14 protein-coding genes are annotated in these 15848 nt (G+C 73.2%); 7 read left to right on the plus strand and 7 right to left on the minus strand.

All coding sequences use genetic code 11. The features are described 5' to 3' along the window. Nucleotides 1-241 precede the first annotated feature (241 nt). The 4 genes from ABD158_RS15145 to ABD158_RS15160 all read left to right on the plus strand — a co-directional run bounded on the left by ABD158_RS15145 (nucleotide 242) and on the right by ABD158_RS15160 (nucleotide 4941). Nucleotides 242-1315: a glycosyltransferase gene (locus ABD158_RS15145; RefSeq protein ID WP_344008391.1), complete on the plus strand. Its 1074-nt coding sequence runs from the start codon at nucleotides 242-244 to the stop codon at nucleotides 1313-1315. Nucleotides 1316-1398: 83 nt separating this feature from the next. Then, nucleotides 1399-2094 (plus strand): succinate dehydrogenase cytochrome b subunit, encoded by a 696-nt coding sequence (locus ABD158_RS15150; protein WP_344008392.1) that lies wholly within the window; start codon nucleotides 1399-1401, stop codon nucleotides 2092-2094. 82 nt (nucleotides 2095-2176) lie between these two features. Continuing rightward, nucleotides 2177-4201, plus strand: coding sequence for a fumarate reductase/succinate dehydrogenase flavoprotein subunit (locus ABD158_RS15155; RefSeq protein ID WP_344008393.1), 2025 nt, complete (start codon nucleotides 2177-2179; stop codon nucleotides 4199-4201). Beyond that, the gene (locus ABD158_RS15160; protein WP_344008394.1) at nucleotides 4198-4941 is read left to right on the plus strand and encodes a succinate dehydrogenase/fumarate reductase iron-sulfur subunit; all 744 of its coding nucleotides are present in this window, start codon (nucleotides 4198-4200) and stop codon (nucleotides 4939-4941) included. The genes ABD158_RS15155 and ABD158_RS15160 overlap by 4 nt, the downstream gene beginning before the upstream one ends. A gap of 110 nt (nucleotides 4942-5051) precedes the next feature. Here the strand turns inward: ABD158_RS15160 and ABD158_RS15165 are convergent, their stop codons facing one another. From ABD158_RS15165 to ABD158_RS15175, 3 genes are read right to left on the minus strand one after another with little or no spacing between them, the layout of a single operon-like run. Next, on the minus strand, nucleotides 5052-5276 hold the full coding sequence (locus ABD158_RS15165) for an SCO4848 family membrane protein (protein ID WP_344008395.1): 225 nt from the start codon (nucleotides 5274-5276) through the stop codon (nucleotides 5052-5054). Further along, nucleotides 5273-6331, minus strand: a complete 1059-nt coding sequence (locus ABD158_RS15170) for a YihY/virulence factor BrkB family protein (RefSeq protein ID WP_344008396.1) — start codon at nucleotides 6329-6331, stop codon at nucleotides 5273-5275. The genes ABD158_RS15165 and ABD158_RS15170 overlap by 4 nt, the downstream gene beginning before the upstream one ends. 1 nt (nucleotide 6332) lies before the next feature. Next, the gene (locus tag ABD158_RS15175; protein WP_344008397.1) at nucleotides 6333-6860 is read right to left on the minus strand and encodes a 2'-5' RNA ligase family protein; all 528 of its coding nucleotides are present in this window, start codon (nucleotides 6858-6860) and stop codon (nucleotides 6333-6335) included. A 61-nt stretch (nucleotides 6861-6921) separates the two neighbouring features. On the opposite strand from ABD158_RS15175, the gene trpS reads away from it, so the two are divergent. Further along, entirely contained in the window at nucleotides 6922-7971 is a 1050-nt protein-coding gene (trpS, locus tag ABD158_RS15180; protein WP_344008398.1) for a tryptophan--tRNA ligase, read from the plus strand. Between the two features lie 13 nt (nucleotides 7972-7984). Here the strand turns inward: trpS and ABD158_RS15185 are convergent, their stop codons facing one another. Together ABD158_RS15185 and ABD158_RS15190 are read right to left on the minus strand one after the other, a co-directional pair. After that, entirely contained in the window at nucleotides 7985-9217 is a 1233-nt protein-coding gene (locus ABD158_RS15185) for an MFS transporter (protein ID WP_344008399.1), read from the minus strand. 184 nt (nucleotides 9218-9401) lie between these two features. After that, entirely contained in the window at nucleotides 9402-10196 is a 795-nt protein-coding gene (locus ABD158_RS15190; protein WP_344008401.1) for an SDR family NAD(P)-dependent oxidoreductase, read from the minus strand. Between the two features lie 53 nt (nucleotides 10197-10249). On the opposite strand from ABD158_RS15190, the gene ABD158_RS15195 reads away from it, so the two are divergent. After that, complete coding sequence (locus tag ABD158_RS15195) at nucleotides 10250-11164, plus strand: SDR family NAD(P)-dependent oxidoreductase (protein ID WP_344008402.1); 915 nt, start codon at nucleotides 10250-10252, stop codon at nucleotides 11162-11164. A 133-nt stretch (nucleotides 11165-11297) separates the two neighbouring features. On the opposite strand, the gene ABD158_RS15200 is transcribed toward ABD158_RS15195, so the two are convergent. Further along, nucleotides 11298-13508: an NADP-dependent isocitrate dehydrogenase gene (locus tag ABD158_RS15200; protein ID WP_344008403.1), complete on the minus strand. Its 2211-nt coding sequence runs from the start codon at nucleotides 13506-13508 to the stop codon at nucleotides 11298-11300. A gap of 168 nt (nucleotides 13509-13676) precedes the next feature. Here ABD158_RS15200 and ABD158_RS15205 point away from each other — a divergent pair, with 168 nt between their 5' ends. Next, nucleotides 13677-14930, plus strand: a complete 1254-nt coding sequence (locus tag ABD158_RS15205; protein ID WP_344008404.1) for an MIP/aquaporin family protein — start codon at nucleotides 13677-13679, stop codon at nucleotides 14928-14930. Nucleotides 14931-14969: 39 nt separating this feature from the next. On the opposite strand, the gene ABD158_RS15210 is transcribed toward ABD158_RS15205, so the two are convergent. Beyond that, nucleotides 14970-15656, minus strand: coding sequence for a hypothetical protein (locus tag ABD158_RS15210; protein ID WP_344008405.1), 687 nt, complete (start codon nucleotides 15654-15656; stop codon nucleotides 14970-14972). Between the last annotated feature and the right edge of the window lie 192 nt (nucleotides 15657-15848).

The raw sequence follows: 15848 nt of genomic DNA on the forward strand, positions 1-15848 counted from the left end.
GTGAGGTTTACGGCACCGTCGTACGGCACCATGACCGGCATGAACGGCACGCAGATCGTGGCGCTGGTGCTCGTCGTCGTCCTGGTCCTGGGTGGGGCGGTGACGGCGCTGGCCGCCCTCGGGGTCGCCTGAGCGACGTCAGCGACGTCAGCGACGTCAGCGACGTCGCCCGGTCGAGGGGTTCACCGTCCGGCCACGTGGGGGCCACACCCGGGTCGTCCGCACCGACCAGGCTGGCGCCATGCGCATCACCCTGGTCACCGAGTCCTTCTACCCGGCCGTCGACGCCGCGACGGGGACCGTCCGACGGGTCGCGGACCGCCTGGTCGACGACGGCCACCAGGTGCAGGTGCTCGCGCCGGGCCCCGGTCTGGCCTCCTACCGCGGGGCGCGCGTCGACCGGGTCCGGCTGCGGGACCGCCCGGGCGCCCAGGTCCGCGCGGCCCTCGAGTCGTCGGCGCCGGACCTGGTGCAGGTGCACTCCCCCGGGACGCTGGGCCGCAAGGCGCTCAAGCACGCGCGCCGGGCCGGCGTCCCCACCCTGCTGGCGCAGCTCGCGCCGCTGCCCGACCTCCCCGCCGCGGTCTGGCGGGCCAAGGTCGCCGACCGCTCCGACCGCGTTCTCGTCAGCTGCGGGTGGATGGTCGAGCACCTCCACCGCCTCGGCGTGGAGGCCCACCTGTGGCTGCCCGGCGTCGACCTCGACGCCTTCGGCCCGCAGCTGCGCGACACCTACCTGCACGACCGCTGGTCGATGGCCCGCTCGCGCGGCGGTCGCCGGCTCGTCGTGGGGTACGTCGGCGGCCTGCACCGCCGCCACGGCGTCCGCGCGCTGCCGGAGCTGGCGTCGGTCCCGGGGATCCGGCCCGTGCTCGTCGGCGACGGGCCGCAGCGCGAGTGGCTCCGGTCGCGGATGCCCCACGCCCACCTCACCGGCACCCTCACCGGCGGCGAGCTGGCCACCGCCCTCGCGAGCCTCGACCTCCTGGTCCACCCGGGCGAGGCCGAGACCTGCTCCCACGTGCTGCGCGAGGCCGCCGCGAGCGGCCTCCCGGTCGTGGCGCCGGCGCGCGGCGGCGCGGTCGACGTCGTCGTCGACGGGCGGACCGGGATCCTCTACGACCCCGCCGCGCCCGGCGCCCTGGCCCGCGCGGTCAGCGGGCTGGTGCGCCACGGCGGGTCCGAGGCCCTCGCCGCGACCGGTGCCCGGGCCCGCGCGCACGCGGCGCGTCGTCCCTGGTCCGACGCCACCGACGAGCTCGTCGGCGACCACCACCGGGCCGTGGTCGGCCGGGCCGTGCACCCCGCCGCCTGAGAGCGCACCCGCGAGCCGCTGAGCGGTTCGTCACACCCCTGCAGATGGGGTGGGGACAGCGGCGCCGGGGTACCGTACCCGGCGTGGCAACCCCGACTTTGGTGAAGAACGGACGGTCGACGCGCTCGACCATCGCGTTGAAGCTGCTGATGGCCGTGACGGGCCTGATCTTCATCGGCTACGTCCTCGCGCACATGTACGGCAACCTCAAGGCGTTCAGCGGTCAGGCCGCGTTCGACGAGTACGCCGAGCACCTGCGCACGATCGGGGAGCCGCTGCTGCCCTACGCGGGGCTGCTGTGGATCATCCGCATCGTCCTGATCCTCGCGCTGGTGGGCCACGTCTACGCCGCCTACACGCTCTGGGCCCGCTCGGCGAAGGCCCGGACGACGAAGTACACCTACACGAAGCGGGTCAACTCGACCTGGTCGTCGAAGACGATGCGCTGGGGCGGCACCGCCCTGCTGCTGTTCATCGTCTTCCACATCCTCCACTTCACGCTGCGCGTCGTGACCCCCGGCAGCAACTCCGACTCGCCCTACGAGCGGCTGGTGGGCAGCTTCGAGATCTGGTGGGTCGCCGCGATCTACCTGGTCGCGATGGCCGCGCTGGCGATGCACCTGCGCCACGGCACCTGGAGCGCGGCGCAGACCCTGGGCCTCACCAACTCCGCCGCCGCCCGTCGCAACGCGAACCTCGCGGGGTACCTGGTGGCCGTGGTGGTCGCCGGTGGCTACTCGCTGATCCCGATCGGCGTGCTCACCGGGCTGATCTCCTAGCCCTCCGGCGCACGGCACCCGCAGCACCGCACCACCCGCACCACGAACACTCGCTGGTCGAACCACCTAGGGAGCGACGCACATGGCCGGATCCACCCTCCACGACGGCTCCACGCCGCTGAACGACGCGGCGCGGCAGACCTCCGACGACGCCCACGGCTACTACATCGCCGGCGAGCCGCTCGTCGACCCGGTCGCCCCGACCGGCCCGATCGCCGACCGCTGGACCACCCGGCGCTTCGAGAACCGCCTGGTCAACCCGTCCAACCGCCGCAAGCTCGACGTGATCATCGTCGGCACCGGCCTGGCCGGCGGCGCCGCCGCCGCCACGCTCGGCGAGGCCGGCTACAACGTGAAGTCCTTCTGCTACCAGGACTCCCCGCGCCGCGCCCACTCGATCGCCGCCCAGGGCGGCATCAACGCGGCCAAGAACTACAAGGAGGACGGCGACTCCGTCTTCCGCCTCTTCTACGACACGGTCAAGGGCGGCGACTACCGCAGCCGCGAGTCGAACGTCTACCGCCTGGCCGAGGTCAGCACCAACATCATCGACCAGTGCGTCGCGCAGGGCGTCCCCTTCGCCCGCGAGTACGGCGGCCTGCTCGACAACCGCTCGTTCGGCGGCGTGCAGGTCTCCCGCACCTTCTACGCCCGTGGCCAGACGGGCCAGCAGCTGCTGCTCGGCGCCTACCAGGCCATGGAGCGCCAGGTCGCGGCCGGCACGGTCACGCAGTACACCCGCCACGAGATGCTCGAGCTGATCGTCAAGGACGGCGTGGCCCGCGGCATCATCGCCCGCAACCTGATGACCGGCGAGGTCGAGACCCACCTCGCCGACGCCGTCGTGCTCGCCTCCGGCGGCTACGGCAACGTGTTCTTCCTGTCGACCAACGCGATGGGCTGCAACGTCACCGCCACCTGGCGCGCGCACCGCAAGGGCGCCTACATGGCCAACCCGAGCTTCACGCAGATCCACCCCACCTGCATCCCGGTCTCCGGCGAGCACCAGTCCAAGCTGACGCTGATGAGCGAGTCGCTCCGCAACGACGGCCGCATCTGGGTGCCCAAGAAGGCCGAGGACTGCGACAAGGACCCCCGCGACATCGCCGAGGCGGACCGTGACTACTACCTGGAGCGGATCTACCCGTCGTTCGGCAACCTGGTGCCCCGCGACATCGCCTCGCGGCAGGCCAAGAACATGTGCGACGAGGGTCGCGGCGTCGGCCCGATGGTCGGCGACTTCCGCCGCGGCGTCTACCTCGACTTCTCCGACGCGATCGAGCGCATGGGCGAGGACACGGTCCGCGAGAAGTACGGCAACCTCTTCGACATGTACGAGCGGATCACGGGTGAGAACCCCTACCAGGTGCCGATGCGCATCTACCCCGCCGTGCACTACGTGATGGGCGGCCTGTGGGTGGACTACCACCTGCAGTCCTCCATCCCCGGCCTGTTCGTCACCGGCGAGGCCAACTTCTCCGACCACGGCGCCAACCGCCTCGGCGCCTCGGCGCTGATGCAGGGTCTGGCCGACGGCTACTTCGTGCTGCCGAACACGATCCGCGACTACCTCGCGGACGGTCCGTTCACGAAGATCACCGAGGACGACGAGGCCGTCGTCGAGGCCCGTCGCTCGGTGGAGAAGCGGATCGACACCTTCCTGTCGATCAACGGCTCCCGGTCGGCCGACTCCTACCACCGCGAGCTCGGCCACATCATGTGGGAGTTCTGCGGCATGGAGCGCTCCGAGGAGGGCCTGCGCAAGGCCATCGACATGATCCGGGAGCTCAAGAAGGACTTCTGGACCGACCTGAAGGTGCTCGGCACCGCCGACTCCCTCAACCAGAGCCTCGAGAAGGCCGGCCGCGTGGCCGACTTCATCGAGCTCGGCGAGCTGATGTGCATCGACGCGCTGAACCGTCGCGAGTCCTGCGGCGGCCACTTCCGGGTGGAGTCCCAGACCGACGAGGGCGAGGCCCTGCGTCACGACGAGGAGTTCGCCTACGTCGCGGCCTGGGAGTTCGGCGGCGAGGACGGCTCGCCGGTGCTCCACAAGGAGGACCTGATCTACACCGCCATCGAGATGAAGCAGCGGAGCTACAAGTGAACCTCACCCTGAAGATCTGGCGCCAGGAGAACCCGTCGGCGAAGGGCGGGATCAAGACGTACCAGGTCGACGACGTCGACGAGGACATGAGCTTCCTCGAGATGCTCGACAGCCTCAACGAGCAGCTGAACACCGCCGGCGAGGAGCCGGTCGCGTTCGACCACGACTGCCGCGAGGGCATCTGCGGCAGCTGCAGCCTGATGATCAACGGCCAGGCCCACGGCCCGGAGGTCACCACCACCTGCCAGCTGCACATGCGCTCGTTCTCCGACGGCGACACGATCACCATCGAGCCCTGGCGCTCCGACGCGTTCCCGGTGATCAAGGACCTGGTGACCGACCGCAGCGCCTTCGACCGGATCATCCAGGCCGGCGGCTACATCTCCGCCAACACCGGCTCGGCGCCCGAGGCCAACTCGGTCCCGGCCCCCCGCGACAAGGCCACCCGCGCCTTCAACGTCGCGACCTGCATCGGCTGCGGCGCCTGCGTCGCGGCGTGCCCCAACGGGTCGGCCTCGCTGTTCATGGGCGCCAAGATCACCCACCTGGGCGAGCTCCCCCAGGGCCAGCCCGAGCGCGACAGCCGCGTGGTCAGCATGGTCGCCCAGCACGACCACGAGGGCTTCGGCGGCTGCACCAACATCGGCGAGTGCACCGCGGCCTGCCCCAAGGAGATCCCGCTCGACGTGATCTCGCAGCTCAACAAGGACCTGCGCACCGCCATCAAGCACGGCTACTGAGCCGCGCCGTACGACGCTCCGACCCCGACACGCCGTCATCGCCGGCGTGTCGGGGTCGTCGTGCGTGTGGGCCCGCCGTGTCGCCGCCGTACGGCGGGGCGAGGGGTCGCTCAGCGGCGGGTGGCGCGCCAGGCCCGCCAGCCCAGCGAGCCGAGGAGCACGGCGATGACCATGTTGACGACGATCAGCACCGTGTGGGCGACCCAGTACGACGTGGCGCGGTCCTCGCCGGCCGACCACGCGTCGTAGAGGGTGACGGCGAAGTTGCCGAAGGACAGGACGGTCCAGGCGGCGACCGCGAGCAGCAGGACGGCGTGGCGACGCTGGAACGTCATCGGTTCCTCGCCCGGAAGCGTCGGCGGCGCTGCAGCAGCAGGGTCGCGCCGAGCGTGCTGAGCGCACCCGCGGCGAAGGAGCGCGGGCCGGGGCTGGGGGCCGCCGGCGGGCGCTTGCGCAGCTGCACCGCGGTGGCCGCGTTGCGGGCCTGCTCCGCGGCGTCGCGCTGCTCGCGCAGCAGCCGCGCGCCGTCGCTGGTGTGGACCCAGGAGGCGGCGATCAGGGTCAGGCGCGCGGAGTAGTTGATCCACACCAGCAGCACCAGGGCGACGCCGAAGACCGCGAACGCCGGCTGGTTCTGGGTGGAGCCGATGAGCAGGCTGCTGAGCTGCTTGAGCAGCTCGAAGCCGACCGCGCCGAGCAGGGCGCCCTGCCACAGGGCCCGCGAGGGGGCGAGCGGACGGCCCAGCAGCGTGAAGAGCGCGTAGAACAGCACCGTCGAGACGGCGATGCCGATCGGCACGGTCAGCAGGCGCAGCGCCCACTGCAGGTCGTCGTCGAGACCCACCAGGCTCAGCAGGTAGCTGGAGAGCAGGTTGACGATGCTCGACACCGCGACGCTCAGCAGCAGGATCGCGCCCAGGCTGAGCAGGGCGACGAGGTCGCGGGCCTTGCCGAGGAAGAAGTTCGGGCGCTCGTCGACCGGCTGCTCGAAGACGATCAGCAGGGCCGTGCGCATGCCCGAGAGCAGGTTGAGCCCGGCGTACAGCAGCCCGACGGCACCGATGCCCGCCGCGGCACCGGCGGCGGTCTCGATCGTCGACAGCGGCACCTGGCCCGGCCGGCTGCCCAGGAGGCCCGGCAGCACGCCGTTGACGGTCTGCACCAGGTCGAACGACGCGCCCGTCGTGCGGGCGATCAGGCCCAGCGCGGCGAACGCGAGCGCCAGCAGCGGGAAGACCGACAGGAAGCCGAAGAAGGTCACGCCGCCGGCCTGCGCGGTGCCCTGCACCTGGCCGAAGTGCTGGAGGGTGCGCAGCAGGTGGTCGACCGCGGGACGCCGGATGCGGGTCTCGTTGAGCCGGACCCGGACGGTCTCGCCGATGCCGGCCACGTCAGGTCCTCACGGCCACGCGGCCGAGCGGGAAGGCCCGCACCGACTGCCAGCCGGTCGCGTCGTCGTGGACGTAGAGGTGGAAGTCGGACACCTCGAACTCGCACTCGAAGGACGCCAGCTCGGCGTACGCCTGGTCGAGCCGGTCCTCGGGCAGGTGGTGGGCGACGGTCACGTGCGGGTGGTAGGGGAAGCTCAGCTCCCCCGCCAGCGGGCCGCGCCGGACCGCGTCGGCGAGCTGCTCGCACGCCGAGATGCCCGCGGCGAGCGCGACGAAGACCACCGGCGAGACCGGACGGAAGGTGCCGGTGCCGCGCAGGTGCACCCGGAACCCGGTCGCGGTGCGGGCCGCGGACTCGAGGTGGGCGTGCAGGTCGTCGAGGTCCGCCCCGGCCACCGCGGTCGGCGGCACGAGCGTGATGTGGGTGGGGATCGAGGTCGCGGTCAGGTCCCCGAGAGCCGCCCGGTAGTCCTGCAGACGGCCCGCCCAGGGCTCCGGGATCGCGACGGCGACGCCGATGGTGGGCACCTGCCGAACCCTACTGCCTCACCTGACGGTCAGGGTCGCGGCCTTTGTAGGGTGGTGCCTCGTGACCGAGTCCTACGAGGCGTCCCTGACCCGCAGCCAGGCCCTGGAGCAGCGCCTCGCCGAGCACCCGGAGGAGTTCCGGATGCTGACGGGCGACCGGCCCACGGGCGCCCTGCACGTCGGGCACTACTTTGGCTCGATCGCCAACCGCCTGCGGCTGCAGGAGTCGGGCGCCGACATCATGGTGCTGATCGCCGACTACCAGGTCATCACCGACCGCGAGGTCGCCGGCGACCTCGCCGGCAACACCCGCAACCTGCTCCTCGACGGCTTGGCCGCGGGCATCGACCCGGAGCGGTCGACGGTCTTCGCGCACTCCGCCGTCCCGGCCCTCAACCAGCTGATGCTGCCGTTCCTGAGCCTGGTCAGCGTCGCCGAGCTGCAGCGCAACCCGACCGTCAAGGACGAGGCGGCCACCGCCGGCATCACCTCGATCAGCGGCCTGATGCTCACCTACCCCGTGCACCAGGCGGCCGACATCCTTTTCTGCAAGGGCAACATCGTGCCGGTCGGCCGCGACCAGCTGCCCCACATCGAGCAGACCCGGGTGATCGCGCGCCGCTTCAACGAGCGCTACGGGCCGACGTTCCCCGAGCCCGAGGCGCTGCTGTCCAGCGTGCCGCTGCTCCTCGGCACCGACGGCACCAAGATGAGCAAGTCGAAGGGCAACGTCGTCGAGCTGCGCATGAGCGCCGACCAGACCGCCAAGCAGGTCAAGGGCGCCAAGACCGACAGCGACCGGCACATCACCTTCGACCCCGAGCACCGCCCCGAGGTGTCGAACCTGCTGACGCTCGCCGCGCTCTGCGAGGGCGGCGACCCGGCCGCGATCGCCGAGGAGATCGGCGACGGCGGCGGGGGCGCGCTGAAGAAGCGCGTCACCGACGCCCTCAACACCTACTTCGCGCCGCTGCGCGAGCGCCGGGCAGCGCTCGAGGCGGACCCGTCGTACGTCGACGGGGTGCTGGCGGCGGGCAACGCCCGGGCCAACGAGATCGCCGAGGCCACCCTCGCCGAGGTCCGCGAGGCGATGGGCTCGATCCGCCTCTAGGCCCCGGCGGCGCTCACTCGTCGATGCGGGCGCGCTCGGTGGTCTGGTGCCGCTCGAGGGCGGCGGAGGCGGTGAGGACGACGAGCCCGAACACCGACAGCGCCACGCCCACGAGGGCGGGGGCCCGGTAGCCGAGCCCGGCGGTGATGACGAGACCGCCGAACCAGGCGCCGGCGGCGTTGGCGATGTTGAGCGAGGCGTGGTTCATGGCCGCGCCCAGCGTCTTGGCCTCCCCCGCGACCGACATCAGTCGCAGCTGCAGGTTCACGGCCAGCACCGAGGCCATGACCGCGATCGCGAAGACCGCCGGCACGCCCCACCAGCCGCCGGGGGCCAGCACGAAGAACGCGAGCAGGGAGACGCCCATCCCGGCGCTGCCGATGAACAGGGAGCGCAGCACGGACCAGTCGGCGAGCTCGCCGGCGACCCAGGTGCCCGCGACCATGCCGAGGCCGTAGGCGAGCAGGAACAGCGGCACCGCGCCGCTGCCCAGGCCGCCGACGGTGCGCACGGTCTCGGCGATGTAGGTGTAGACGGCGAACATGCCGCCGAAGCCGCCGGCCCCGGCGACCAGGGTCAGCCAGACCTGGGGCCGCGCGAACGCCGTGAGCTCGCGCCGGCCCGAGGCGTGCGGGTCGCCGGGGGTGTGCGGCACGCAGGCGACGGTCAGCACGACCGTGACCAGGCCGAGGACCGCGACGAGCCAGTAGACCTCGCGCCACCCGACGTTCTGGCCGAGCCAGGTGCCGGCGGGGACGCCGAAGACGTTGGCCACCGACAGGCCGAGCATGACCATCGCCACCGCGCGGCCCTTGCGGGAGTCCGCGACGAGGCCGGCGGCGATCAGCGAGGCGACGCCGAAGAAGGCGCCGTGCGGGAGGCCCGCCACGAACCGGGACAGCATGAGCAGCCCGTACGACGCGGCGAGCGCGCTGCCGACGTTGCCCACGACGAAGGCGACCATCAGGGCCACCGCCAGGGACCGGCGCGGCAGTCGCGCCCCGACGTAGGCCAGGACGGGGGCGCCGACGACGACGCCGAGGGCGTAGGCGGACACGAGGTGTCCCGCCGAGGGGATGGACACCCCGACGCCGGCGGCGATCTCGGGCAGCACGCCCATCGTCACGAACTCGGTCGTGCCGATGGCGAAGCCGCCGGTCGCCAGGGCGAGGATCGCGAGGGCGACCCGGCGGGGGCCGGGGGTGGGGGTCGAGGCGCTCGGGCGCTCGTGGGTGACGGTCGTCATGGGCAGCCTTCCGGGGGCACAGCAGGAGGACGGGTGCGCTGACGGCGTACGCAGCAGACTCCGCCTCCAGCGTGCCCGGGGGCCGTCGCATTCCGCGATTCGCCGACGACCCCGGCGGGTGTGGGCGTGATCACGGGGCCACGAGCCGGCCCGCGGCCTCCCGGGGCGCGGCCCCGGGGTCGGCTCAGGACCGGCGCGACAGGAGCCGGAAGGCCGGGCCGATGGCGCGGTCGTAGACCCACGGCATGATCTCGAACCCGGCGATCACGACGTTGTTGGTCGCCGCGGTCTGCAGCTCGTGGCGGTAGGCGTCGAGGTGGCGCACGATGCGGCCGGCGACCTTCTCGGCGCTCATCACCGGCGGCGGCGGCTTGCTGGTGGCCCCACCGTCGTCGAGGGCCTTGTCGTAGATCGGGGTGTCGACGCTGCCGGGGGCGGCGTAGGCGATGCGCACGCCGGGCAGGTCGGCGTTCTCGATCTTCAGCTGGCGCGCGAGGGCGCGCACCCCCCACTTGCTGACGACGTACGCGGTCATCTCGGGCACGGCGACGTGCCCGAGCAGCGAGCCGGTCAGCAGCAGCGTCCCGCGGCCCTGCTCGCGCAGGACGGGCAGCGTGTGGCGGGCGACGTTGGCCGCACCCTTGAGGTTGACGTCGACGACGGTGTCGAAGTCGGCCGGGTCGGTGTCGAGGAACGTGCCGTAGGTGACCAGGCCGGCGCAGTGCAGCACCGCGTCGATCCGTCCGTACGCCGCGGTCGTGGTGGCGACCAGCCGCGCGACGGCGTCGTCGTCGATGACGTCGGTGGCGCAGACGGTGACCGACGCGGCGCCCCGGTCGCGGCACTCCTGGGCGACCTCCTCGGTCACCTGCTCGCGGCGCGCGGCGAGGACGAGGATCTCGCCGGACGCGGCGAGGACGTGCGCGACGGCGCGGCCGATGCCGCTCGACGCGCCGGTGACGAGGCAGACACGGGGCACAGGTGGACGGTGCCCCGGCGGGGGGCGCGGGATGCGCCACTACCGTGGGCGTCATGTCACAGCCCCGCGTCGTCATGGTGGTCGGCGCGAGCTCCGGCATCGGTCTCGTCACGGCCCGGCTGCTCGCGGAACGGGGCGACCACGTCGTCCTGGTCGCCCGGGACGCGGCGCGGCTCGCGGCGGTCGCCGCCGACCTGCCCGGCGAGCAGCACCACGCCGTGGCCGACGTGGCCGACGCCGATGCCGTGCAGGCGGCGGTGGACCTCTGCGTCCGGGCCCACGGACGCCTGGACGGGGTCGTGACGACGGCCCAGGCCATGGCGTACGGCGCCGTCGAGGCGCTGCCCCCCGAGGTGCTGGAGCGCATGGTGACCGTCGGCGTCGCCGGCACCGCCAACGTCGCCCGCGCCGCGCTGCCGGCGATGCGACGCTCCGGCGGCGGTCACCTCGTCGTCGTCGGCTCCCTGCTCGCGGAGATCTCGGTGCCCCGGATGAGCGCCTACTGCGCGGCGAAGTGGGGCCAGGCGGCGCTGGTGCGCGCGCTGCAGATCGAGACCTCCCCCGAGAAGGACGTCCACGTCAGCCTGGTCGTGCCCGGTGCGATCGACACGCCGGTCTACCGCCAGGCCGGGTCGTACGCCGGCGCCGCCGGCAACGCGCCGCCCCCCGTCGTCCCGCCCGAGCGGGTCGCGCGCGCCTGCCTGGCCGCGCTCGAGCGGCCGCGCCGCACGGTCCACGTGGGGCCCGGCGCGCTGCTCGCCCGCACCGGCTACCGCCTGCTGCCCGGTCTGTACGACCGGCTGTCGCGGCCCCTGGTCGACCGCGTGCTGCTGCGCGGCCCGGACGTGCCCGACGGCCCCGGCAACGTCTTCGACCCCCGTCCCGAGGGCGAGGGCGAACGCGGCGGCTGGACCGTCACGGGCCGCCTGCGCGACCGCCGTACCGGCCGCGCCCGCTGGCGCCGCTGACCGAACCTCGGGTCGTCGGGACCGGTCCCCCGGCGGCGTGCCGGACCGTCCCGAGCCTCCGCGGGAGCGGTGGGGGCGGACGCGACGAGGCCCGGTGACCTGACGGTCACCGGGCCTCGTGGCGGGCGGACGATCAGAGCGAGGCGAGGGCCTCGTTCAGGGTCGCCGAGGGGCGCATCACGCGGTCGGCCTTCTCGCCGTCGGGGCGGAAGTAGCCCCCGATGTCGGCGGGCGATCCCTGGACGGCGTTGAGCTCGGAGACGATCTGGTCCTCCGCGGCCGTCAGCCTCTCGGCCAGCGGACCGAACGCGGCGGCGAGCTCGGCGTCGTCGGACTGGCCGGCCAGCTCCTGGGCCCAGTACAGCGCCAGGTAGAAGTGCGAGCCGCGGTTGTCGATGCCCCCGATCTTGCGGGTGGGCGACTTGTCCCGGTCCAGGAACGTGCCGGTGGCGCGGTCGAGGGTGTCGGCGAGGACCTGCGCGCGCGGGTTGTCGGCGTAGCCCGCGAGGTGCTCGAACGACGCGGCGAGGGCGAAGAACTCGCCCAGGCTGTCCCAGCGCAGGTAGTTCTCCGACACGAGCTGCTGCACGTGCTTGGGCGCCGAGCCGCCGGCGCCGGTCTCGAACAGCCCGCCGCCGTTGATGAGCGGGACGACGGAGAGCATCTTGGCGCTCGTGCCGACCTCGAGGATCGGGAACAGGTCGGTGTTGTAGTCGCGCAGCACGTTGCCGGTCACCGAGATGGTGTCCTCACCCCGGCGGATGCGCTCCAGCGAGTAGGCGCAGGCCTCGGCCGGCGCCATGACCTCGATCGTCAGCCCGTCGGTGTCGTGGTCACCGAGGTAGGTGCGGACCTTCTCGATCAGGTTGGTGTCGTGGGCGCGGGTCTCGTCGAGCCAGAACACCGCGGGGGTGTCGCTGGCGCGGGCCCGGGTCACGGCGAGCTTGACCCAGTCGCGGATCGACTCGTCCTTGGTCTGGCAGGCGCGCCACACGTCGCCCGGCTGCACCTCGTGGGCGGTCAGCACGGTCCCGTCGGACGCGCGCAGCTCCATCCGGCCCGCCGCCGGGACCTCGAAGGTCTTGTCGTGGGAGCCGTACTCCTCGGCCGCCTTCGCCATGAGGCCGACGTTGGGCACCGAGCCCATCGTGGCCGGGTCGTAGGCGCCGTTGGCCTGGCAGTCGGAGATCACCGTCTGGTAGACGCCGGCGTAGGAGGAGTCGGGGATGACCGCGAGGCAGTCGGCCTCCTGGCCGTCCGGGCCCCACATGTGGCCCGAGGTGCGGATCATCGCCGGCATCGAGGCGTCGATGATGACGTCGGAGGGCACGTGCAGGTTGGTGATGCCCTTGCGGTCGTCGACCATCGCCATGCGGGGGCCGTCCTCGAGGCCCTGCGCGACGGCGGCCGCGATGGCCTCGCCGTCCGGCAGGTCCTTCGTCGCGTTGAGCAGGGCGCCCAGCCCGTCGTTGGGCGAGATGCCCGCAGCGCGCAGCTGCTCGCCGTACTGGTCGAAGAGGGTGGGGAAGAACGCCTGCACGGCGTGGCCGAAGAGGATCGGGTCCGAGACCTTCATCATCGTGGCCTTGAGGTGCACCGAGAACAGGACGTCCTCGGCCTTGGCGCGGGCGATCTGCTCGGTCAGGAAGCGACGCAGGGCGGCGACGTCCATGTAGGTGGAGTCGACGACCTCGCCGGCGAGGACCTTCACGTCGTCCTTGAGGACGGTCTCGGTCCCGTCGGCCGCGACGTGGACGATGCTCAGCGTGTCGTCGGCGTCGACGACGACCGAGAGCTCGTTGGAGCGGAAGTCGTCCTTGCCCATCGTGGCGACGGCGGTCTTGGAGTCGCTGCTCCAGGCGCCCATCCGGTGCGGGTACTTCTTGGCGTAGCCCTTGACCGCGGCGGGGGCGCGGCGGTCGGAGTTGCCCTGGCGCAGCACGGGGTTGACCGCCGAGCCCTTCGCCGTGTCGTAGCGGGCGCGGGTCTCGCGGTCCTCGTCGGTGCTCGGGCTCTCCGGGTAGTCGGGCAGGTCGAAGCCCTGCTGCTGGAGCTCGGTGATCGCGGCCTTGAGCTGCGGCACGGAGGCGGAGATGTTGGGCAGCTTGATGATGTTGGCCTCGGGCCGCTCGGCGAGCGCGCCGAGCTCCGCGAGGGCGTCGGGCACCTGCTGGTCGGCGGGCAGGCGGTCGGCGAAGGCCGCGAGGATCCGGCCGGCGAGCGAGATGTCGCGGGTCTCCACCTCGACGCCCGCCTGCGCGGCGTACGCCTCGATGATCGGGAGGAAGGAGTACGTCGCCAGCAGCGGCGCCTCGTCGGTGTGCGTGTAGATGATCGTGGACATGCGCAGCACGGCTCCTGATGATCGGCGATCGGTGGTCTGACCCTGGTCTCGCGGCGCCGACGGGCGGCACGGCCAGACATCTTGACGTCAAGATACCGGACGGCGTCGACGCGCGCGCTCCTCAGCCTTCCAGCCTGCGGCGGGCCCGGGCAACGCTAGGGTCGGGCCATGACGACGAACCCGAGCTCCACCCCCTCCCCGGGTGAGCCCGCGGCCCCCGCGGACGACTCCCCGGTGCTCGTGCAGCGCCTGGCCGCCGAGGCGCTGGGCACCTTCGCCTTCCTCTTCCTCGGCGCCGGCTCGGTGGCCTTCGCCGCGGCGTCGCTGGGGTCCTCCGACGCGGGCGGCTTCGGCGGGTTCGGCGCCAACGCGCTGGCCTTCGCCTTCGCGCTGGTGGTGGTCGGCTACGCGTTCTCCCGCGTCTCCGGCGGCCACTTCAACCCGGCCGTCACCGTCGCGAGCGCCCTCGCCGGGCGCACCGCCTGGAAGGACGCCGGCCTGTACGCCGCCGCGCAGGTCGCGGGTGCGGTCGTCGCCGGGCTCGTCCTGCTCGTCCTGATCCTCGGCTTCGACCGCTCCGACGCGCAGGACAGCCTGTGGCAGACCGGGTTCGGCGACAGCTTCAGCGGCTTCGCCTGGTGGGCGGCGTTCCTGCTCGAGCTGGTGCTCACCCTGCTCTTCGCCCTGCTCGTGCTGGCCGTGACCGACCGCCGTCACCAGCTCGCGGGCCTCGCCCCGCTGGCCGTCGGCCTCGGCTACGGCGCCGTGGTCTACGCGGGCGCCGGCGCGACCGGCGGCTCGGCCAACCCGGCACGCTCGATCGGCACCAACCTGTTCGCCGGCGTCGACCCGGTGCTGAGCCTGTGGCTGTTCATCCTCGCGCCGCTCCTCGGGGCCGTCGCCGCCGGTCTGCTCTACCCGCTGCTGTTCGGCCGCGACGGCGACGCCGTGGCCGGCTCCGGCCTGGCCGCGCTGCGGAGCAGCGGCCCGCGTCGCTCGCGCTCGAAGCAGGACCCCGCGCAGCAGTACGCCGGCTGGAACCAGGGCTACTACGGCGACCAGCCCGGCCAGCAGGGTCAGGCCGGCTGGGGCCAGCAGGGCTACGACCAGCAGGGCTACGACGCCTACCAGCAGCCCGGCCAGCAGCCCGGCCAGCAGCCCGGCCAGCAGCAGGGGTGGCAGGGCCAGCAGGGCTACGACCAGCAGTACGGGCAGCAGGGCTACGACCAGCAGCAGTACGGCCAGCAGCAGTACGGCGGCCAGCCCTACGACCAGGGCGGCTGGGACGGCCAGCAGCAGGGCGGCCAGCCCTACGAGCAGCCCTACGAGCAGCCGGGCCGGACCCCGCCGTACGGCCAGCCGGAGCAGCCCGGCGAGGGCGAGGGCGGCCACACCCGCATGCGGCCCGGCGACCAGGGCTGAGTCCCGCGGGCGCCGGGGGCCATCGCCCCCGGCGTCGGCTCAGCCGGTGCGCTCCACGAGCTCGAGCAGGACCGCGCCGGTGCCGGCGTCCGCGACCTGCACCACTCCCAGCCCGGGGGCGTAGGAGCGGACGACCGACTCCTCGCCGGCGTCGGTCCGCTCGGTGTCCTCGGTGACCAGGGTCCCGGCGGCGTCGCCGTCGGGTCCGTCGACCACCGCGTCGGTCTCGAGCACCTCGACGCGGGTGGTCAGGTCGGGCGACTCCTGCTGCAGCCAGGCGTCGCCGACCCGCGGCGCGGCCGGCACCAGCAGGCCGGCCTCGGCCCCGTCGACGCCCGCCCGCCAGGACTCCCCCGGTCCGCTGAGGACCTGCCGGCCGAAGGACCACACGTTGCCCGCGGCGTCCTCGGCGTACGCCGAGCGTCGCTCCCCCACCACCTCGCCGTCGGCGTCGGTGGTGACCCGGTCGAGGACCGTGACGTCGACCCCGGCGACCACGTCGCCGCCGACCACCTCGACGGCCACCTCGCTGCCGTCCGCGGCGCGGTAGCGCCACGCCCCGCCCTCGGCGAGCGGGAAGAGCGGGTGGTCGACCTCGGCCACGAAGTCGGAGGGGTCGGGCTCGGGGGTGGGGACCCTCAGCCCGTCCACGCCGGTCGGGGGGCTCTCGGCGGGGGTGCTGCCGCAGCCGGCGAGCAGCGCCAGCCCGGCGAGGAGCCCCGCCACCCGCCGTACCCCCGGCGTCAGCCGCGGTGCCCGCCGCGACGCCGCGGCCGTCGTGCCCGCTGCGGTCCCGTCCTGTCGCCCGACCCCACGCATGCCCCGAGCATCGCAGGCCCCGGGGCCGCGCGGCGTCGACGGGTGGGCGCGCTGCTAGGTTCGGCCGGAGTCGTCCCTGACCCCCTCTGAGGAGCATGT

This window comes from Nocardioides lentus (genome assembly GCF_039529515.1).
Lineage (GTDB): Bacteria > Actinomycetota > Actinomycetes > Propionibacteriales > Nocardioidaceae > Nocardioides > Nocardioides lentus.